A 21,691-nucleotide genomic window follows, 5' to 3' on the forward strand; every position below is an offset into this window, starting at 1 on the left:
TATCCCGTTAAACCTTGCCTTCAATTATTCCCTCGGCTTCATGAACAATTGCCCTTAACTGTTCGATCATATTTTGACTCGCTGTTTGCCAGAATTGGCGTTGATGCGCTTCTAATAATCTTTCTGCCATATCGCGTAATGCCCAGGGATTTTTTTCTTGAATAAATTGTTGGACTTTCTGATCAAAAATATAAGCATTGGCTACCCCTTCATACATAAAATCTTCAACACAATTTGCCGTCACATCATAGGCGAATAAAAAATCGACGGTTGCTGATAGTTCAAAAGCTCCTTTATAGCCATGTCGCATAACTCCAGCTATCCATTTCGGGTTAATCACCCGGGAGCGATAGACCTTAGCAATTTCTTCTTTTAAAAGTTTAACTTTTGGGTTTTCAGGAATAGCATTATCTCCGAAATAAATCTCAGGATTTTTCCCCGTCAAAGTTCTCACCGCAACGGTCATTCCTCCTTGAAATTGATAATAGTCATCGGAATCTAATAAATCATGTTCTCGGTTATCTTGATTTTGGAGAACAATTTGCATCTTTTCTAACCGATTTTCAAAGGCTTCGGAGGCGGAAATTCCCTGTTGATAGCCAGAATTTGTACTGGTATAAGCGTAACTACTCCAGTTAATATAGGCGGTGGCTAAATCCTGATCATTTTGCCAGTTTTGGGATTCAATTAATCCTTGTAAACCCGCTCCATAGGCCCCAGGTTTAGAGCCAAAAATTCTTAACCGCGATCGCAAATTTGCCTGTTCTTTTGTTAACCCTTCTGCTATCCAAAATTGAGTTTCTTTTTGAACTTGAGCAGCTAAAGGATTTTGATCCTCAGTTTCATCTAAATTAGAAACAGCAATTACCGCTTGATCAAATAGATCAATTAAATTGGGAAACGCATCTCTAAAAAACCCTGAAATCCTTAGTGTCACATCCACCCGGGGACGACCTAAAATCGAAACAGGTAATATTTCAAAATCAACTACTCGCCGCGAAGGATAATCCCATACAGGTTTGACCCCTAATAATGCTAAGGCTTCAGCGATATCATCTCCCCCAGTTCGCATGGTGGAAGTTCCCCAAACTGATAACCCCAAAGTGCGGGGATATTCGCCATTTTCCTGAGTATAACGTTCAATTAATACGGATGCGGCTAATTCTCCCACTCTCCAGGCGGTTTCCGTGGGAATAGCCCGAATATCAACGGAATAAAAATTACGTCCGGTGGGTAAAACATTGGGTTTTCCTCTTGTTGGTGCTCCCGATGCACCACTTTTGATAAATCGACCTTCTAAACCTTTTAATAAATTAGTAATTTCTTCTGATGTTCTCAATAAATTGGGTAATAATTTATTCTGAATCCAGCTTAATTCTTTTTGGATTAATTCCATAGATTTGACCCTCTTAGTAATGGAGGGAACTGAAGGTTTTGGGTGGTTTTCTGGAATTGTTATTAAAAACTCCTGTCCCCACCCTTGACAAGGGGGGGCTAGGGGGGGTAATTCTTCAATTAAATTAATAGCATATTCTTCAATCACTGCCACCCCATCCCCAACGGTGCGACAGAATTGATTATTAATAGTTTGATTAATAATTTCCCCGTAATCTGAAGTTAAGGGATCAAATTCTAACTGCCAATCTTGGGCGATCGCCCGACTCAAACCTAATCGTTTAGTGTCAGGATGACGGGCAATGGAGATGATTAAATCCCTTAATTGTTCACCCTGGGGACATTGCCCAAAAATATGTAAACCATCCCGAATTTGGGCCTCTTTTAATTCACATAAATATCGATCTAGTTCAGTAAAAATAGAATTTTGATCCTGTAAAACTGCTTGTTTATTCAGTTTAGGTAAACCCAATTCTGCCTCTAAATTCTCCTGTTGAATTAACTGAATAATTCTTTCTGAAATCAACGATAACCGAGAAGGATCTAAACTTTGGGCTTGATAATATTCATCCATTAACCCTTCTAATTGTTGTAATGATCCATAGAGTTCTGAACGGGTTAAAGGGGGTGTTAAATGGTCTAAAATTACCGCTTGGGAACGGCGTTTGGCTTGGGTTCCTTCCCCTGGATCATTAACAATAAAGGGATAAAAATTTGGTAACGCCCCTAAAGCAATTTCAGGATAACAGTTTTCTGATAATCCTACATTTTTACCCGGCAACCATTCCAAATTTCCATGTTTTCCTAAATGAATAATAGCATCGGCTTGAAATTGCGATCGCAACCAATAATAAAACGCTAAATAATCCGGTGTGGGTTCTAAATCCGGGGCATGATAATTCAAATTTGGATCAAGATCATATCCTCTGGAGGGCTGTATTCCAATAAAAATATTCCCCCGTTGAATGCCTGAAATAGCAAAGCCTTTAGAGGTCTTTTGTTCTTCTTGAAAATGATGTTCCCATCGGTTATTAATAGCAGTTTGAATAGATAGCGGTAAGGTAGAAAAATAGTCTTGATAGTCTTTAAAAGATAAACTTTGATCCATAGATCGCAACTCCCAACCTTCCGGGTCGTTGGTAATTCCTGTTGTTAATTGATCAATTAATTCTTCTCCGGTTTCAGGCGAATTTTCCAGAAAATATCCTGCTTCTTCTAAGGCTTTTAGAACTTGAATACAACTGGCTGGCGTATCCAAACCCACCCCATTTCCTAAGCGCCCATCTCGACAGGGATAGTTCGCTAAAATAATAGCAATTCGTCGTTTTGATGCGGTTTTTTTCCCTAAATTAATCCAATTTTTTGCTAACTCAGCGACAAAATTAATCCGATTTTGTACCGCTACATATCGGACAACATTGGTTTCTAAGGTAGGATGCCAATTTTCCACCGCTTTAAAAGAAACCACTCGACTAATAATCCGTCCATCCACTTCGGGTAAGGCGACATTCATGGCAATATCCCTCGGTGAAAGTCCCATAAAATTATTCTCCCATTGTTCTAAACTTCCCCCACTTAAAATAACTTGTAAAACCGGAATATCTAAGGAAAATAATGGCGGTTGACTTTCATCTTCTGAAGTTGAAGAAATGGAAAAACTGGTGGTATTAATTAATAATTGAATACCGGAATTAAAATAGGTTAAAATTTCCGTTTGTAGATCGGGATCTCGTAAAGAAGAAACAAAAATAGGAATAGGTTTTAAGTTTAATTTAACTAATGCTTGACAGAGGGAATCTATCGGATCTAAATTGCCAGATAGGTAATGGGCGCGATAAAATACAATTCCAACAGTCGCAATATAATCATCGGATTTTACGGTTTGATTCCAGGGATAATAACCAACTTTTGGAATAGTTACTGCAGGAATAATCGGATAATTTTTATTAAAAATATGATTGCCAATTAATAGCATAGCATTGGCAAAATTATCAACTCCGGCTTCAGTTAAATAGCGCCAAACTTGATCAACAATTGATAACGATACGGTGGAATGACTGATTAAGTCAGGGTCGGGACGATCTTCCCCGGGAAGGATAATTAATTGAGTTTTGGTTTTAGCAAAAATGTCTTGTAAAACTTCCAACCCATACGACCAATAGGAACGTCCTCCTAACAGTCTTAAAATAATGACTTGAGCTTTTTCTAAAACAGTTTCTGCGTAGGTATCAATGGTTAATTGTTGTTGTAATTGCAATAAATTAGTGACTCGCAACGGGGGAAAATCCGCCGGAAGTTTAGAAACTACCGTGGCTAAGGTTTGAATATCCGTATCCGCCGCCGTTAAAAAAATAATCGGCGCCGGGGTTTGTTCAATAAAAATAACTACGTCTGTATCGGGGTTCCATCCCCCTGGTGTGGCTGCAATTCTGTGCATTTTAATTTAAAAATAGAGTCAATTGTATTCTTTGAAAATTCAATATTCTAAGACTCAATTTCCTGATCTCGATGCACAATATTTGGAGAAAAAGCCGGAAGACAAACCGCCACATATTCCGCACCTTCTTCAGTTGGCGTACTATAACGCACCCATTCCCCTTTGTGAGTAACCACCGCTTGTCCGGCTTGAACATCAATTTGACCCCCTTCATATTCGACTCGCAATAATCCCTTGAAAACCACCGTAAATTCATCAAATTCAGGTTGTTGTCCCGGTTCAAGCCAACCCCCCGGGGAACGCATATAAGCAACACTTACCGCGTCTGTTTGACTGTTAACTCGTCCAATATATTCATCAATTAATTTGGGTTTATTTCCCGCCGCCGTAATCCGACTCGGTTGTTCAATAAAATCTGGCATAGTGATTGTATGATAAAAGTTTAAGGTTTCATAATTTATGCAAATTTTAACTCATTATATCATGATTTGGGGTGACGGATTAATAAAAATTTGCCACAATCAAGACTAGAAAAACGAGTTCTTAAGTTTCGTCGTGATTTGCAGCGAATGAGAACATTATGCCAAGAGTTGAATAGATTTGTAATTAAATCCACAAGGGATGGATTATCAATGTACTTTTCTAGTGCAATTCAAGCGGTTAACTGTGCAATTTAAATTCAAGAAGATTTAGCAAATTCTTGGTGGCAAAAGCCAAAAATAGGAATAGTTGACTACCCTTTAACTTATAGTAGCCAACAGACTCCTCGACTGAAACCTAAGTCAAAATCTTAATATTTAATGGCTATTCCTGAACCCAAATCGAAACTGAACCGCCTTTACAAGAAAATTCACCCCAACCGGAATCATTAGTTTCAATGGGTTCTTTAATATTCCCCGTCAGGTCATAGAATTTAGTATTAGGTTTCCCAACTTCCATCGGTTTAATTCCCTCCGACCCATCACTTAAAATCACCGCCATTGCTTTCGGATGTTGTTCGTCTCCTAGACAAGTCCAACCAATAATATCGGGGTGATCAAAATAGTCATATTGAAGGCCGTAAAGGAAATTTTTGCGCGCATAAAGACATTGATCAATAAACTGTTTATGGGAGGGTAAAAAAACTTTATGGGTATTACCATCCCGTCCTTTATCTTCATATTCTGCGCCGTAATAATCACCATAAAAAATACAAGGATAACCCTGTTGACGTAATAAAATAATTGCATAAGCTAAGGGTTTAAACCATGGTTCTACCACGGATTCTAGGGCTTGTAATGGTTGGGAATCGTGATTTTCCACAAAAGTAACGGCATTCATGGCACGGTCTTTGACTAATGTTCCATCCAGAATCGTCCTCATATCATGATATCCTCCGGCTTTACTGGCGTAGTGAAAATTGTAATGTAAGCTAACATCAAATACCGACATTCTGTCACCTACGGTGTCTAAATACCAATTCAATATGCTAGTATCAGGCGACCAATATTCCCCCACAGTAAATAGTTGCCGACCTGAATATTTTTCTATTTCATCTAACCAATCAGGAAAAAACCAAGCCGAAATATGTTTAATCGCATCTAAGCGAAATCCATCGACACCCGTAGTATCAAGATACCATTTTGTCCAGTTGCTAATTTCTTTTCTGACTTCCTCGCTTTGAAAGTCTAAATCTGCCCCCATTAAATAGGCAAAATTGCCATTTTCTAGGGCAACATAATCATCAAAAGTCTTACCTTCAAATAAATAAACTGTTCCCGATTCTTTGGTGAATTCATCATAATCAACGGCATCAAAATGCCACCAATGCCACTCAAATGTAGAATATTTTCCTTTCCGACCCGGAAAGTTAAAAATTGTGTAAGCCTTAATATCTCGTAAATCTCCTTTAGGGGTTTTACGATTATTATTAGGGAAGGGAGTTGCTTTGGCAATTTCGGTTCCATCCGCCCCAATTCTATGATTTAATACCGTATCTGCATAGACTTCAATTTCTGATTTATGCAGGCTATTAATGGCATCTAAATATTGTTGACGAGTGCCATATTTAGTTCTAATTGAGCCTTTTTGATCAAATTCTCCCAAGTCATAAATATCATAAACCCCATATCCCACATCCATCCCGCCCCCAGTTCCTTTATAAGCCGGAGGCAACCATAAAGCCGTAATTCCTGCATCAGCTAATTCCTGGGCGTTGTTTTTGACTTGATTCCACAGGCTTCCATCGGCCGGAAGATACCAGTGGAAACATTGCATCATCACACCATTGATTTTAACCATGCTACCCCTTATTTTTAGATGTTGTTAAACAGAATTTAGTGAGTTTGTACTTAGGCTATCCTTACACACCCTACGGGATTTTAGTGTTGATAATCAAGGTTAACTTGCTTGAATCATTCCGTCAATATCTCTACCTATAAATTTAATCTTATCTAATCAGGAGTTTTCCCGCCCCAAACTTTAACCGCAACGATTATATTTACTGATTTAAAAAACTTTAGCACCATTACTTAATGAATTGGTTAAATCAATCATGTTAATGGGGGAAGCGTTATAGGTTCGGAACTTACGCACCCAACCCCCATAGTTTTTTTCACAACTGAATGTGGAATGGGTTTATTTGTCGGTTTTGGGTTTGTAAGTGGAAGTAACCTGGAGTTCCTTTAACTGTTTTTGATCAACACTTGAAGGGGCATTAGTTAATAAACAACCCGCTTGTTGGGTCTTAGGAAATGCAATCACATCTCGAATAGATTCCTCTCCCGATAATAACATAACCAATCGATCCAAACCGTAGGCAATACCGCCATGGGGAGGGGTTCCATATTCAAAAGCTTCCAATAAAAAGCCAAATTTGCTGTAGGCTTCCTCCAGGGTTAATCCAATAGTTGAAAATACCTGTTCTTGAATTTCCCGTTTATAAATCCGTAGACTACCACCGCCGATTTCATAGCCATTTAAGACTAAATCGTAGGCCTGCGCCCGGGCTTGGGATAAATCATGAATATCCTCGGGATAGGGAGCAGTAAAGGGGTGATGTAGGGCTTCTAAACGTTTTTCTTCGTCATTCCATTCAAACATCGGAAACTCAACAATCCACAATAAATTAATTTTACTCGGATCAATCAGTTCTAATTCTTTCCCAATAAATAGACGCAAACGGTCTAAGGTTTTATTTACCGTAGCAATATCCCCCGCCCCAAATAACAGTAAATCCCCGGCTTTAGCATTGGTTCGGGTTAATATTTCCTGTTTTTGTTCGGCGGTTAAATTATCTTTGATCGCACCAATGGTATCAATGCCATCTTCCCGTACCCGAATAAATGCTAACCCTTTAGCCCCTGCTTCACAGGCTTCTTTAAACAGATCGCCACCGGGTTTAATTCGCATATTAGAAATCGCTTCATTTCCCCCCGGAATCGGTAAAATTTTTACCGTTCCCCCGGAAGTAACGGCCCCTGAAAATACTTTAAAACCACAATTTTTAACAATATCGGAAACATCCACTAACTCCAAACCAAAGCGGGTATCGGGTTTATCACTCCCATAACGATCTAGGGCTTCTTTATAGGTTAAACGGGGGAAAGGAAGGGGAATTTCAATGCCTTTAACGGTTTTAAAAATATGAGCAACTAAGGCTTCATTTAACGCCAGAATTCCTTCCTGGGTCATAAAGCTCATTTCCATATCTAATTGAGTGAATTCCGGTTGGCGATCAGCGCGTAAATCTTCATCTCGGAAACAGCGAGCAATTTGATAATACCGATCAAATCCTGATACCATTAATAATTGTTTGAACAGTTGGGGCGATTGGGGTAAAGCAAACCACTCTCCAGGATTAACTCGACTCGGAACTAAATAATCCCGCGCTCCTTCAGGAGTTGAACGGGTCAAAATGGGGGTTTCAACTTCGATAAAATGCTCTTGATCTTCTAAAAACCGCCGCATGGCTTTGACCACTTCATGACGCAATTGTAAGTTGCGAGTCATGCGTTCTCGACGTAAATCTAAATAGCGATATTTGAGGCGTAAATCTTCCCGAACTGTTTCGGTTTCTGAGGCGGAAATTTGAAAGGGTAATTGTTTTCCCAGTCCATTCAGCAGTTCAATGCGTTCGGCGTAAATTTCAATTTCTCCGGTGGCTAATTTGGGGTTGAGGGACTCGGGGGGACGTTGGGAGACTCGCCCGGTGATTTTAACTACATATTCATTTCGCAGACCTTCGGCGGCCTTGTAGGAGTCAGGGGTTCGTTCTGGGTCGCTGACAATTTGAACAATACCCGTGCGATCGCGTAAATCTAAAAATATTACACCCCCATGATCGCGACGCCTATCAACCCATCCGCAGAGGGTGAGAGTTTCGCCAAGATGGGTGGATCGGAGATTGCCGCAGTAGTGGGTTCGCATGACTCTTAATGAAAGTTAAACTAAGGTTTAAATTAGGGCAACTTATCAGTATAAGTCAAACAGACATCACTCGTCCTGTTCTTAACCGCCGAATTGGGGGTTAACGGGTAAACAAATTTTAAATAGACTTCCCTGACCGATTTGGGATTTTACTTGAATCATGCCTTTGTGGGCTTCTACAATTAGTGAAATCAGGTGTAATCCTAACCCACTACCCGAACGTTTATTATCGCCTTGACGGAATCGTTCAAAGATGAGAACTTGATCTTCGGGAGCTATACCAATTCCGCTATCTTCAACTTCCAAAATCATGACTTTTTGAGGCTGATTGCTAATATTGAGTTGCATTTCTGTTGAATACAGACGAATTTTGACACTCCCCCGATCGGTGAATTTAATCGCATTTCCCACTAAATTGGTAACAACCCGCCGAATTTCTAAGGGGTCGCCAATAATAACCGGGGCATGGGTTAGACAATCCTGGGAAGGGGTAAATTGCAGGGATAATTCTTTATTTTGAATCAGGGGGCTGAGTTCTGCTATTACTTCTTGGACTAATTGACCTAAATCGAAATAGGAGAAAGTTAAGGTTTTTCTACCCGCTTCATACCGATAAACCTCTAGTAAGGTATTAACCATTTGCAGAAGGTTTTGGTTACTTTTAATCATGGATGCGATCGCTTCTGCCATTGGAGAAGAAATTTCCCCCAAGGCACCTTGTTGGAATAAATGTAACATTCGATCGGCTGCTACCAAAGGCGTCCGCAGATCATGGGTCAGGCGGGAAACAAAGTCTTCCCGTTGTCGAGACATCGCTTTCTGTTGATCAATGCTATGTTTAAGTCTTAGGAGCGATCGCACCCTGGCTAAAAGTTCATCAACTTCAACGGGTTTGCGAATGAAGTCATCCGCCCCGGCATCTAATCCCTCAACCACGCTAGAATGATCGTGGGCAGTAATTAATAAAATGGGGATAAAGGGAAGATCGGGATTTTTGCGAATCCGTCGAGTGACTTCATAGCCATCAATCCCTGGCATCATTACATCTAATAATACTAAATCAGGAGGATGGGTTTTAATCAAGGCTAAGGCAGAAATGCCATCAGGTTTACAGACAACTTCATATCCTTCTTCGGCTAAAATAGCTTCTACTAAAAATAGGTTATCTGGGGAGTCGTCAACGGCTAAAATTCGATCGCTGGATTTTGGAGGTGGGGTAATAGAACGGGGCATAATTTGGGAAATTTTTTTCAAAGATACAGTGTGATGAGGTTAATATTCGCCCTGAATTTGTGATTAATTTTAACAACAAATTGGCAAATAATACAGACTTTTACAACAATTAGGAAAATTCCGTTATGACTAAAATCAATATTGTTCTGGTAGAGGATCATGATTTAACCCGGGTGGGTTTGAGAACGGCATTACAACAGGACAGTAATATTAAGATTGTTGGGGAGGCGGCTAATGGAAAAACGGGTTTGGAAATTCTCAAACAAACCCAGCCTGATATTGCCATTATTGATATCGGTTTACCGGATATGGATGGCATTGAATTAACCCAAAAGTTTAAGCAACATATTGCCAGTAGTGGGGCGCGGGAAACCAAGGTTCTGATTCTGACCATGCACGATAATGAGGATGCGGTCATGGGAGCTTTTGCGGCGGGTGCAGATTCCTATAGTGTTAAGGATGTGAGTATTGATAAACTCAAGGATGCGATTTATACAACCTATGAAGGCAATGCTTGGATTGATCCCGTGATTGCCCGCACAGTTCTCAAACAAGCGAAGAAAAAACAACCGGATATTCCGGCTGCGGGTGATCAGAAAACCGTGATGATTAATGCGGTAGAAGCTGAGTATCAAGAATTTTTAAAATCTTGTCCTTTAACGGACAGGGAATTGGAGGTTTTAGAATTAATTGTGGCTGGACGGAGTAATGCTGAAATTGCTGAAAAACTCTATATTACTGTGGGAACGGTTAAGACCCATGTTCGCAGTATTCTGAATAAGCTCTGTGCTGATGATCGTACTCAAGCTGCGGTTCGGGCTTTACGTTCCGGTTGGATTGAGTAAGGTTTTTTGAGTTGATTGGAGTTAATATTATCTCCCTGAATATTAGTGCGAGCGTCCCCGCTCGCTAGGAAGATTTTAGGTACGAGTGCTGCTTAATTAATATGAAATCTAATTATAAGAGCAATTCTATTAATTAGATATTAAAAATTTGATTGAGATAAAGTTTCTTCTTGGACAAAAACTCGAACCCGAATTAAACACTCTTGTAGTTTTTCAACTAACTCCATTGCTCCTTCTAAATTTTCTGCTTCGGCGAGATTTTCGAGTTGTTCCGCAATTTCTGGGATTTGTAATATGGCTGCGGTTGCACTTGATCCTCTTAAAGCATGAGCTTGTTGTTTAATACTGATAAAATCCCGATTGATAATCCCTTGGCGCAAGCTCTGAGTTCGGATTTCAGCTTGTTTCAGGAACAGGTATAGCAATTTTTGTTGCAGGTGACAATTTCCCCTGAGTAAACGATTCAGACGTTCTAAGTTTACAGGAAGAACTGGAACGGTTAAGATATTCATAGTTCATCTTTCAAACTCCGCAATAAGTAATATCCCAGTGCTTATAGGTTAACCGTCGTACGACATTTTGTCTATCATGTAGCAATTTTTAAATATATTGTAATATTTTTTGATTTGTAATATTTTATTGTAGGGGTTGGAATATCCAACCCAGGTGCAAAGAGGGTTTGGAGACCAAACCCCTACGGGATTTTTTCCACAAATCCTACACGGATAGCTATATAGCAATCTCTACCGGACTTTTAATGATTTAAAATGTTGGTAAAATGGCTAAAAGCCCATTGAATATTGCCTTATAAAATTTGATTATAAAACCATTTGTAGTTGATACCCCATCATCGTAACTGCTATAAATCCGGCAATAATCATTAATCCAGAGGGCATAAATTTACGGGTTTTGAGTAAACGAGAAATAAAGGTAATCATCAGAAAAACCGAAAGCACAATGGAGAATATTAATCCCCAGCTTACTCCTTGGATTTGGATAATACCACCCAAAATCAGTAAAATTCCTGTGGAACAACCCGCAAATAGAGAAATCTTACTTTTGGCTTTAGTATAACCCACAATACCACCGATAAATGCTAATAAACCGTAGGCGATCGCCGCAATTACCCCAAAATCCATCATAACCCATGCCCAAAAAACAACTACAAAGTTTCTTTATACAACTTCTAGGAATCTATGGATTAACAATTCTTCTAAATTGTATCAAAAATTAAAATTTAACGTTATAAAAGTTTATGGTATTATCGACTCATTTTTTGCTATAATGCGAAGTTAATCATTAATTCCTATTTGTTACTTTTTAATCCTATTTTATGTCTTCTCTGAATAGCCCCATTATTTCACAGGTTAGGTTCCTACAGCGTCAGGTTGCCACCCTACTACTGTATCAAGATATTTTTGATCATGAAATCGGGCAAGCATTTTTATATCTTTTAGAAACATTTCATCATAGTGAATCGAGTATTTTAAATTGTTTAAAAGCTTATGGTAGTTGGTTTCAAGTCCAAGCCAAATATCAACAAAGTTGGCAAGAACATCTAATTACTCAAATTTTAAGGGCGGATAATCCCTTTACCCAACAAGCCCAACAAACCTCTCTTGAGCAATTGCCTCCGGTTTTAATTGAAGCGGCAAAACAAGATTTAAAAATCCTCCAAAGTCTCTATCAATATAACGGGGAAAAAATCAGCCATTGGTTAAGAACCGTCGCCCAATTATCGGAAAACCCCATAATTTGGCAACCGCAACCGGAACCGTTAGAAAAAATCCAAGAATTACCCTTACGAAATAAATTTAAAACCTTAGAAAATTGGTCAGAAGCCTTAGAAAGTTTAGCGAATCATTATCATAAATTTGGAACGGGTTTATTTGCCCAAGCCGATGCGTTTCGTTGGCAAAATGGCAAGTTATTAACTATTAATCACCCTGATCCAGTGCATTTGAGCCAGTTAATTGGATATGAAAATCAACGGGATCTTTTATTAAAAAATACAGAAATATTATTGGCTGGATATCCAGCTTTAAATGTTTTATTATATGGCAGTCGTGGGTCGGGTAAATCCTCCTTAATTAAATCGTTATTACATGAATATAGCGATCGCGGTTTACGTTTAATTGAAGTGGCAAAATCTGATTTAAAAGACTTACCGTTAGTGGTAGAACAATTACGAGGAGTACCGCAGAAATTTATTATTTTTGTGGATGATTTATCCTTTGAAGAAGATGATGATGCTTTTAAAGCCTTAAAAGTGGTATTAGAAGGAAACCTCACCGCCCGTCCGCAAAATGTGATTGTTTATGCGACTTCTAACCGTCGCCATTTAATTCGAGAATATTTTGAAGATCGACCTTCCCCGAAAGATCAAGATGAAGTTCATGTTTGGGATACGGTACAGGAAAAATTATCCTTTAGCGATCGCTTTGGTTTAACCTTAACCTTTCCACCTGCTGACCAGAATACCTATTTGAATATGGTAAGACATTTAGCCAGTCAAGGGGGAATTAAAATCAGTCCTGAAGATTTACAGTTTCGCGCCCTACAATGGGCGACTCGTCATAATGGACGTTCGGGACGAACCGCGCGGCAATTTATTGACTTTTTGACGGCGGAATTGGCAGTTTTTGGAAAATAAATTGGAAAAAAACCGCAGATAGTGTAATCATAGGCGTGGGAAAAATCTACGATAACGCGAAATCACCTCAGGAGGTTTTCACAATGTCAAGCGCCATTCAATTTAATTCTGCGGAAGCGTTTGCGGCGATCGCATTAATTGCGGTAGCGGCTGATGGTTATATTACTGGAAGTGAATCCCAAGCTATTACCACAACCTTCTCTCGAATGCAGCTTTTTAGTGATTATTCCGGGGAAAAAATGCGAGGAATGATTGATCAACTCCTAAATCAATTACAAGCACAAGGAGCGGATATATTATTAAAAGAGGCGGTGAAAAAATTGCCCCATGAACTCAGAGAAACTGCCTTTGCTGTGGTTACTGATATTACTTTAGCCGATGGAGTCATTACCGAAGAAGAAGAAGCCTTATTGGATAAACTGTTTAATGTTTTAGAGATTTCCGAACCGATGGCTAATAACATTATTGATGTGATGTTGATCAAAAATAAAGGATAATAGAAGCGGATCACGGATTTAAAAGGATTACGCAGATTAACACAGATTAAATCCGTGAAATCCGTGAAATCCTCTTAAATCCGTGATAGGTAATGGGTAATAGACTAATAACTAATAACTGATGACTGATTTGCGATATATCTATAAGCGAACGATTCGTTTTCAAGATACGGATGCTGCGGGGGTGGTTTATTTTGCTAATATTTTAGCAATGGGTCATGAAGCCTATGAAGCCTCTCTAAATCAGGCAGAAATTAATCTTAAAAGTTTTTTTGTTAATCCTGATTTTGCCATGCCAATTGTTCATGCGAGTGTGGATTTTCGGTTTCCTTTATTCTGTGGAGATCAAATTTTAATTAGATTAAATCCTGAAATTATTAATGAAAATTCTTTCAAAATTCAATATGAAATCAGATTGGATAACTCTGATCAATTAATTGCTGAAGCGATAACAAAACATATTTGTATTGCTCCTAAAACTCGTCAACGCCAACCTTTACCTCCCGAAATTATTAACTGGTTAGAAAAAGCATCACAGGATATATAGCAATCCGCGACGCGCGAGACGGAGGTTGCTATATTTTAGGGTAGGGGTTGGGTCTCTCAACCCAGGCATAAAGAGGGTTGGGAGACCCAACCCCTACGGTTTAATCAGTAGTTTTTGATTGGTTTAAGGACTCTTGAGAATTAAAGAATTGGGGATATTTTTCTACAAAATAGCCATTGAGAAAAGCATTCACGGCGGATAAAATCACGGGGCTCAAAATAAAAGCTAATAAACCCTGTACTTGAAATCCAGGAATGAAAACCGAAGCTAACCAGAAACAAAAACCATTCACAATGAATGAAAAACCACCTAAACTTAAAATGTTTAGGGGAATGGATAATGTTGATAAAATCGGTTTAATAAAAGCATTGACTCCCCCAATAGCCGCCGCCGCAATTAAAGCTACTAAAAAGGTGGATAAATTTACCCCAGGTACAACTAAATCAACCACTAATAAACTTAGGGCTGTTGCTACCAACGTTAATAATGATGCGATCATAAATTTTGCCTCAGATTATTTTAAAGGGTATTTTTGTTGATATCAGATGAATCCTCTTTTTTTTCATCAGGTTGGGACTGATTATTAGTAAAGGTTTCAGAAATCGATTTCCATAGATCGTTTAAACGCTGTTTAATTTCTTTTTCTTTTTGAGCGATCGCCGTTCCTGCTTCTCCTAATTTTACTTCAAAATCTTTGCGTTTCTCATCAATTTTCTCGGTATAAATTTCCGGTTCGTCTTTGGCTTTTTCATACCAAGATTGTGCTTCTTCTAAATAATCCTTAACCTCCTCATAACGTTGTCCATAACGTCCAACTAAGTTAGCATTCACGATAGCCAATTGAGCTTTGAGTTGGGCGTAACGTTTCTGCATTAGAGTAGATTCTTCACTGTTTTTAATGGTTGTAATCGCGGATTCAATCGCCGTTTTAACCTGATCTGACTTATTGGTTCCAACTTCTTGAATATCGCTCAAAGCTAAATTAATATTATTTTGTAACTCCTGTTCATGTTGATCAATGCGAGCTTGTAGTTGTTTTACTTCCGCTTGAGTTTTAGCAATCGACTCCTGTTTCGCTTGACTAATACCATCAATTACTCCTTCAATAGAAGCAGTCACATTTTCTTGAACTTCCTCGCCTTTTCCTTTGACAGTTTCTAAAACTGTTCCTACAACCTGTTTAACTAAATCTCGAATTTCTTGAGAACCGCCTTTAAATTCCGAACCGACTTCTGAGATGGAAGATTTAACAATTTCCCGAATTCGTTCAGCGCGTAATTTACCTTCAGATTGAGCTTTTTCTAAATCCGAGGCGAGTTTGTTTTGAGTGGGTTCTGACATGGCTATATCCTCAATAATAGGCTTAAGTTCCTCTCTATGATAAACAAATTTTTCCAATTGTGTGAGTAAAGTTTTCTACACTCTGGATATGGGAATATCCGTATTTTAGGGAATGGGGAATAGTAATTTGTAATTTGTAATTCGTAATTTGTAATTACCCATTACCTATAACAGCAACACGGGCATAATTTAACCCACTGACCCCTGGAAGTGGATCAACCACTCCAAATTCGATTTTATCCGTTACCCAACCTTCCCGATGCAAATAGCGTAAATACTGTTCATATTCTTCTCGTTCTTCTTCGGTTGAATAAACAATGGTTATCATTCCTGATTGAGTAATGCGGGTTTTCGTTTCTTTATCAATCCCTTTATCAATGCGTTTTTTAACAATTTCATAACGGATATCACGGGTTCCCCTAACTGAAAAAATGCCTTCGGTATTTTCATCATGAAAAATATCAATGGGTGTATGCTGGACTAAAACTAGGTGGACTAAATCCAGGGTAATTTTATGTTCTGATTTTAATTTAAACAGGGATCGGGCGCAATCACACATTGCCCGCAGTTGTTCATATCGGAGACTGCGAATATGGAAGGAAGTAAACCGAGAATCAATGGATTTTCCCGCATAGATAATATGATCCATTCCATCGCTAATTTCCATATCATAATAGTGGGGGATAATCGTCTGCATCTGCTTTTGCCAATTTGTCCAAGTTTGTTGTAAATTGTCAGTAATTTGATGTAACATTTCATCGTATTTAGATCGGGCTTTATAAATACATCCATGTTCATTATCACAGGCTTGTTCATATTGTTTTAATGCCTTTTGTACCTGGGTATTACATTGAGAAAAATAATCAAAATAAATTTCTAAATGTTTTTCCAAATAATCTGTTGCACTCATTTCTATCTCAACATTAATCTCAGCGTGCAGTTGAGTTAAATAATTTTGTAAATCCTGTTTGAGTTGTTCTCCCAAGGCTGAATCTTGGGTTTCACATAAAACTTCGACAATATTAATTGCCAGTTGAAATTGTTCTAATAAGTCTTCTTTAATGGCGCAATTACGTTGTTCAGACGAACTCCGAATATCTGAAATTCCATAGAGGGGATAAACGGTTTCAAAGACAATAGTTTCTGGTTTAAATCCCCAACTGCGACGTTCAGCTTCTTGTAAAAATCGCCATTCCACCGAAGGATGAATATTGCGTAATTTGGTGAATTGTTGTTGTAAAGAATGACAGAAAGCGGTGATAAAAGCCGGGATTAATTCCTGGGCATTTTTAACATCATTTAGGGTAAAATGATTCGGGCGATCGCTGGTTAACCCCACCACCCCTAAAATTTGTTGACTGCCTTTTAAATTAACTGATTGAATGACTAAGGGAATTAATAATAAGGAACGGACATGGAGTTTGCGTAAATGGCGTTCAAAATCCGTAGGACATTGTTGGCGAAGGTCAGGAATATTCAGCACCTGATTCTGTTGAACCGCTTGAATAATCGGGGAGTCATTCAGCGTATCCAAGGAATAAATAATAGGTGCAGTAGTGCAATTATTCAAACTCAAAGATAGTTTTGCTTCTTGACCTTGAATGCGTAATAATAAACAGTTATTGACGCTAAATAAAGAATTTAATTGCCGTTCTATTTGTTCCCAATAGTCAGATTGAGTAGTTAAATCTCGACTAATTAATTGATAGGTGATGCGACGCATTTTTTCGGGTCGAGTAATTTCCAACCCTTCTAATAACAATACTCCTTCTATTTGATAGTGATCTAAAGTTAACTGTTGGGCGAGTTGATTAAAATTTTCTGGGTGTGAAAACCAAGCCTCTCGCTCAGAAACGGGGATTAATTTGAGTTTAAAGTGGGCAAATTCATCCTGTTTAGGATCTCGCCGTTTGATTTGCAGTAAATCTGAATTTAACCAAATTCTAATAAATTTTTGTTTTAAGGTTTCCGGGCAATTCAAAATTGCGATCACGGACTGATCTAATAGTTGTAAAGATTGCAGATCAATACCATAATCCTGCTTTAAAATTTTATGCAACAGATGATAACGATAGAGTTTTTCTAAGGTTAAATGATCCCAGTGTGGGAATAGGTCTTGAATTTTCAGGTTTAATCCGTTTAAGGGTCGATCTGCAACTTCAATATTTTTATAACTTCTCTGTGGATTTACGGATAACCCCGTTTCCGCCCCTAATAAGGCTGGATTCAGTTGACAAACATGACAAAAGGATTGATTCGCGTAATGCACCGTTAAGGTTTGAGGATCAATAATTGCCATCAACAGATGACTGCTGTGTTGTAAATAAAATAACTGCTCAACAGTCTGTTTCCAATCCTCCGGCGTTTCGAGTTTCTGACAGGAAGTGAATTGCTCTGTAGACTCAGGGGGGACAGTATTTTTAGACACTTTGCTGTTGGGGAAAAGGGGCTGATAAATAGTCATTTGATTCTAACAGATCTTGATCAAATCGCGGAGTTCCGAAGGCGATGGGTTAAAGTGGCAACACAAGCGACTAATTCATTAGCCACAATGGGTTTAGCCAAGTGGATTTGAAATCTGGTGTCCCTAGTGAGGGAGCCTTTAGTTTCTTCTGGATTTGCTGTTAATCCGATGACGGGAATTGATGATCTGTTTCTGACCTCATCCCCAAATATATAGGCCTCCATGTCCGGCATTCCCATATCTGAAACTAAGACATCGGGGGAAAACTCCTGAATCATCAAGAGTGCTTCCTGAGCGGAGCCTGCCATTTTTACTTGGGCCCCAGCTTGGGTTAGAATCGACTCGACTAGAGCCCGGGTCTCAGCTTGATCATCAATGGCTAAAACTCGCAAGCCGGTTAAATTAATGGAGTTGATCACCGGATTTTGAGCCGGGGGCGGTTTTAGAGACGTGCCAATATTCGGCATGGCTTCGCCCGGGCAGGTCTCTACAGATTTCATTAAGGGTAACTGCACCGAAAACGTCGCCCCTAAATTTTCGCCTAAACTGTTCGCGCTGACTGTTCCCCCATGCAATTCCGTTAGGTGTCGGACAATGGCGAGTCCCAGTCCCAAACCCCCAAATTTGCGGGTGTTTGTCCCATCCTGTTGACGAAAATAGTCAAATACATAGGGTAAAAACTGAGGATTAATACCAATTCCGGTGTCTTTGACCTGAATTTGGACTTGATCTTCCCCAGATTTTAAGTAAATCTCAACAATACCCCCGGGGGGAGTAAATTTAATGGCATTAGATAATAGATTCCAGATAATCTGTTGCAGTCGGGTTTCATCCCCCAAAACATAGATTAAAAGGGATGAGAAACCAGAATTTTGAGCAATTTCAAATCTGACTTGAATTTCTTTGGCTTCGGCGGCTAATTTAAAAGTTTCTATCGCCGAGGTGATGATTGTAATTAAATTAACGGGTTGTTTATGTAAGACCATATTTCCCCGCAACATTCGAGAAATATCTAATAAATCCTCAATCAGTTGGGTTTGGAGTTTCGCATTGCGTTCGATGGTTTCTAAAGCCCGGGCTGTGCCTTGGGAATCGAATTTACGAGTTTGTAGGAGTTTTGTCCAACCCAAGATCGGATTTAAGGGCGATCGCAATTCATGGGATAAAACCGTGAGAAACTCATCCTTAATCCGGTTGGTCATTTCGGCTTGCTCCCGGGCGGCCTGTTCCCTGATTAGCAGTTGTTCCCGTTCCTGTTCGACTCGTTTACGATCGCTCACATCCAAAAACGCCCCAATCACCCCCCGAATCTCCCCCACTTCATCTCGTAAAGGAACCGCCCGACCATAAATAAAACGAACTTCCCCATTTTCAAAAACAAACTCAAATTCCGACTCGATATTTTCTCCCGTCCGTCCCGCCTGCTGCATGGGCAAATCTTCTGGGGGAATATCTTGGCCCCGGCGTTGAATCTTGAATTCAAAGGGATAGGAGCCATCCTCGGGAGTCGCCGTCACCACCGAACCCGAGGGCAACTGCACCAATTCATGGGCAGCCCGGTTCGCCGTCATCTGGTGGCACTGGGGGTCATGGGCAATCCAGACCGCCGCCGGAACGGTTTCCATAAAGGTTTTTAACTCCTCGGCCCTAGCTGTTGCCTGGGTTTCACTTTGGCGCAGGGCTAACTCTATTCGTTTGTAGTCCGAAATATCAACGGCTGCACAAGTGATCCCGATAATTTCATGGTTAGGGTTGTAGAGGGGTTCAATGGTTAAATCAAAATAGTATTGCTGTCCCTGGCTGAAAATCGGGACTTCCTCTCGCGTCCCGATCCCGGTTTCCAAAACCCGGCGTTTAAGTTGAGTCAGTCGAGCGGCTCCCTCCTGGGGTAACAACTCAAAATCAGTGTTACCGATAATCTCCTGATCGGATTGGTGGAGGGTGGGATTATGAACCCAGGTATAGCGGAGGGTTTGATCCTGATTAAATAAGGTAATTGGCGCACTTTTGAGGGCGACCCGTAATCGTTCTTCGCTTTTAAGTAAGGTCAATTCTGCCTGTTTGCGCTTGGTAATATCTCGCCAATAAATCGCTAAACCCTGTTCGTAGGGGTAGACATGAACTTCATACCAGAGGTTGTCTTCAACCAAACAGGTTTCAAAATGGTCAGCCACCTGAGTTTGGATTACCTGACGTAGTTTTTCCTTGCACTTAAAGCCCAATAAGTGAGAATAAATATCCCAAAAATTACGCCCTAATAATTCCTCTCGGGTTTTACCAGAGAGCCGTTCTGACGCTCCGTTCACATAGGTTAATTGCCACTGATGATCTAAGGACAAAAAGCCATCGGTAATACTTTCGAGAATATCAATCACCCGGGCTTTAGTATTAATTAATTCTTGCTCTCGAATTGTGGCTTCTTGGCGGAGTCGGGTCATTTCCAAAATCGACCGGACACGGGCCAGGAGTTCCCGGGCAGAAAAGGGTTTAATTAGATAGTCGTCGGCTTTGGCTTCTAGGCCTTCAATCAGGGCATTTTCCCCCGCCCGGGCGGAAAGCAGAATAATTGGAATCCGTTGAGTGTCCGGATCATGGCGCAGAATTTGTAGCAATTCAAAGCCGTTCAATTCGGGCATGATCACATCGGTAATCACTAAATCGGGTTTTTCTTCCCGAATGCTCTCTAATGCGGCTAACCCACTATTTACCGCTTTTATCTGATATTTCTTGCTCAGTAAACGCTGAACATAGTTGCACAGATCCGGGCTATCATCCACTAATAAGATTTGGGGAAGGGGTAATTGGGGGGGGGGCATCTGTTGAACTTCAACCACAACATCGGTTTCCGCAGACCAACTCTTGACTTCATCTAAATAGGTCGTCATCGTGTTGGAGGGGGTCAGATGGGTGACACCAGGGGAATTGGGCGGACGGAGATTAACTTGCTCCGCCGGGAGATGACTATAGCCGGAGGGAATTGAGACTTTGAAACAACTGCCCTGTCCTGGGACACTGGTGACATTAATCGTGCCACCCTGTAATTGGATTAATTCCTTGACCAAGGATAAACCCATGCCCGATCCTTGATAGTTTCTCCCTTGTACAGACGTGCCATGGCAGGTCTCTACCGGGGCGCGGTAGAACTGTTCAAACAGACGGGGGATTTCTTTGGCTCGAATCCCAATTCCGGTGTCCTGTACTTCTAATTCAACGCCATGGGAGACCCAGCGCAGAGAAAGAATAATTTGACCTTTAAATGTAAATTTAAAAGCATTAGATAGAAGATTTATTACTATTTTTTCCCACATTTCCCTGTCAATATAAACGGGTTCGGGTAGGGGGGGACAGTCTATAATGAACTGTATTCCCACCCGTTCGATGCCTGAACGAAACATACTCGCCAGTTCGATTGTTAAAGTGGCTAAATCCGTAGGTTCATAGACTGCTTGAATTCGTTCGGCTTCAATACTGGAAAAATCAAGGAGAGTATTAACCAATTTGAGTAATCGTAAACTATTACGTTTGGCGACTGTTAACTGTTCCCGTTGAGAGAAGTTAAGACAGTCTTGACTCTGGAGAATTTCTTCAACCGAACCCAGAATTAAGGTCAATGGAGTCCGAAATTCATGACTAATACTGCTTAAAAACGCCATTTTTGCTGGGTTGAGTTCCCCTAGGAATTCAGCCCTTTGCCTTTCGGCTTCGTAGGTTTGAGCATTCGAGAGGTTAGTGTTCACAGGTTCAGCCCCATTTTGCTCGGTGATTCAGAAAAATATTGGATCGGAAGATCTTGAATAATTTGATGTCATCATTGCCTAATCTAATTTTATCCTAATGGAAAAGGTTCGGTTTGGCTATTTTACCCTCAATTA

General features: G+C 40.0%; 15 protein-coding genes. 4 read left to right on the forward strand and 11 right to left on the reverse strand.

Translation table 11 applies throughout. From position 1 onward, the window contains the following. Window positions 1–7: 7 nt before the first annotated feature. From cobN to PL11201_RS04005, 5 genes are all read right to left on the reverse strand, one after another. Window positions 8–3,832, reverse strand: a complete 3,825-nt coding sequence (gene cobN, locus PL11201_RS03985; RefSeq protein WP_079677292.1) for a cobaltochelatase subunit CobN — start codon at window positions 3,830–3,832, stop codon at window positions 8–10. Window positions 3,833–3,879: 47 nt separating this feature from the next. Continuing rightward, the gene (locus tag PL11201_RS03990; protein WP_079677293.1) at window positions 3,880–4,254 is read right to left on the reverse strand and encodes a cupin domain-containing protein; all 375 of its coding nucleotides are present in this window, start codon (window positions 4,252–4,254) and stop codon (window positions 3,880–3,882) included. 382 nt (window positions 4,255–4,636) lie between these two features. Then, window positions 4,637–6,112 (reverse strand): alpha-amylase, encoded by a 1,476-nt coding sequence (locus PL11201_RS03995; protein WP_079677294.1) that lies wholly within the window; start codon window positions 6,110–6,112, stop codon window positions 4,637–4,639. Between the two features lie 336 nt (window positions 6,113–6,448). Continuing rightward, window positions 6,449–8,239: an aspartate--tRNA ligase gene (gene aspS / locus PL11201_RS04000; RefSeq protein WP_079677295.1), complete on the reverse strand. Its 1,791-nt coding sequence runs from the start codon at window positions 8,237–8,239 to the stop codon at window positions 6,449–6,451. Between the two features lie 81 nt (window positions 8,240–8,320). Beyond that, the gene (locus PL11201_RS04005) at window positions 8,321–9,472 is read right to left on the reverse strand and encodes a sensor histidine kinase (RefSeq protein WP_079677296.1); all 1,152 of its coding nucleotides are present in this window, start codon (window positions 9,470–9,472) and stop codon (window positions 8,321–8,323) included. Between the two features lie 125 nt (window positions 9,473–9,597). Here PL11201_RS04005 and PL11201_RS04010 point away from each other — a divergent pair, with 125 nt between their 5' ends. After that, window positions 9,598–10,317 carry a response regulator gene (locus tag PL11201_RS04010; RefSeq protein WP_079677297.1) on the forward strand — a complete coding sequence of 240 codons (720 nt, stop codon included), beginning with the start codon at window positions 9,598–9,600 and terminating at the stop codon, window positions 10,315–10,317. A 140-nt stretch (window positions 10,318–10,457) separates the two neighbouring features. Here PL11201_RS04010 and PL11201_RS04015 read toward each other — a convergent pair whose 3' ends face one another. Both PL11201_RS04015 and PL11201_RS04020 read right to left on the reverse strand, forming a co-directional pair. Beyond that, window positions 10,458–10,829 (reverse strand): Hpt domain-containing protein, encoded by a 372-nt coding sequence (locus PL11201_RS04015; RefSeq protein WP_079677298.1) that lies wholly within the window; start codon window positions 10,827–10,829, stop codon window positions 10,458–10,460. Window positions 10,830–11,135: 306 nt separating this feature from the next. Further along, on the reverse strand, window positions 11,136–11,459 hold the full coding sequence (locus tag PL11201_RS04020) for a TMEM14 family protein (protein WP_339394341.1): 324 nt from the start codon (window positions 11,457–11,459) through the stop codon (window positions 11,136–11,138). A gap of 191 nt (window positions 11,460–11,650) precedes the next feature. Here PL11201_RS04020 and PL11201_RS04025 point away from each other — a divergent pair, with 191 nt between their 5' ends. The 3 genes from PL11201_RS04025 (at window position 11,651) to PL11201_RS04035 (ending at window position 14,014) form a co-directional block, all read left to right on the forward strand. Next, window positions 11,651–12,970 (forward strand): ATP-binding protein, encoded by a 1,320-nt coding sequence (locus PL11201_RS04025; protein WP_079677300.1) that lies wholly within the window; start codon window positions 11,651–11,653, stop codon window positions 12,968–12,970. 83 nt (window positions 12,971–13,053) lie between these two features. Further along, window positions 13,054–13,467: a tellurite resistance TerB family protein gene (locus PL11201_RS04030; protein ID WP_026794349.1), complete on the forward strand. Its 414-nt coding sequence runs from the start codon at window positions 13,054–13,056 to the stop codon at window positions 13,465–13,467. A gap of 121 nt (window positions 13,468–13,588) precedes the next feature. Beyond that, window positions 13,589–14,014, forward strand: coding sequence for an acyl-CoA thioesterase (locus PL11201_RS04035; RefSeq protein ID WP_339394342.1), 426 nt, complete (start codon window positions 13,589–13,591; stop codon window positions 14,012–14,014). A gap of 100 nt (window positions 14,015–14,114) precedes the next feature. Here PL11201_RS04035 and PL11201_RS04040 read toward each other — a convergent pair whose 3' ends face one another. The 4 genes from PL11201_RS04040 to PL11201_RS26735 form a co-directional block, all read right to left on the reverse strand. Next, on the reverse strand, window positions 14,115–14,513 hold the full coding sequence (locus tag PL11201_RS04040; RefSeq protein WP_079677301.1) for a phage holin family protein: 399 nt from the start codon (window positions 14,511–14,513) through the stop codon (window positions 14,115–14,117). A 20-nt stretch (window positions 14,514–14,533) separates the two neighbouring features. After that, complete coding sequence (locus tag PL11201_RS04045) at window positions 14,534–15,355, reverse strand: histidine kinase (RefSeq protein WP_079677302.1); 822 nt, start codon at window positions 15,353–15,355, stop codon at window positions 14,534–14,536. Between the two features lie 154 nt (window positions 15,356–15,509). Further along, window positions 15,510–17,783 carry a GAF domain-containing protein gene (locus PL11201_RS04050; protein WP_144017660.1) on the reverse strand — a complete coding sequence of 758 codons (2,274 nt, stop codon included), beginning with the start codon at window positions 17,781–17,783 and terminating at the stop codon, window positions 15,510–15,512. A gap of 56 nt (window positions 17,784–17,839) precedes the next feature. Further along, window positions 17,840–21,556, reverse strand: a complete 3,717-nt coding sequence (locus tag PL11201_RS26735) for an ATP-binding protein (RefSeq protein ID WP_079677304.1) — start codon at window positions 21,554–21,556, stop codon at window positions 17,840–17,842. Window positions 21,557–21,691 lie beyond the last annotated feature (135 nt).

The organism is Planktothrix sp. PCC 11201 (assembly GCF_900009135.1).
Taxonomy (GTDB): domain Bacteria; phylum Cyanobacteriota; class Cyanobacteriia; order Cyanobacteriales; family Microcoleaceae; genus Planktothrix.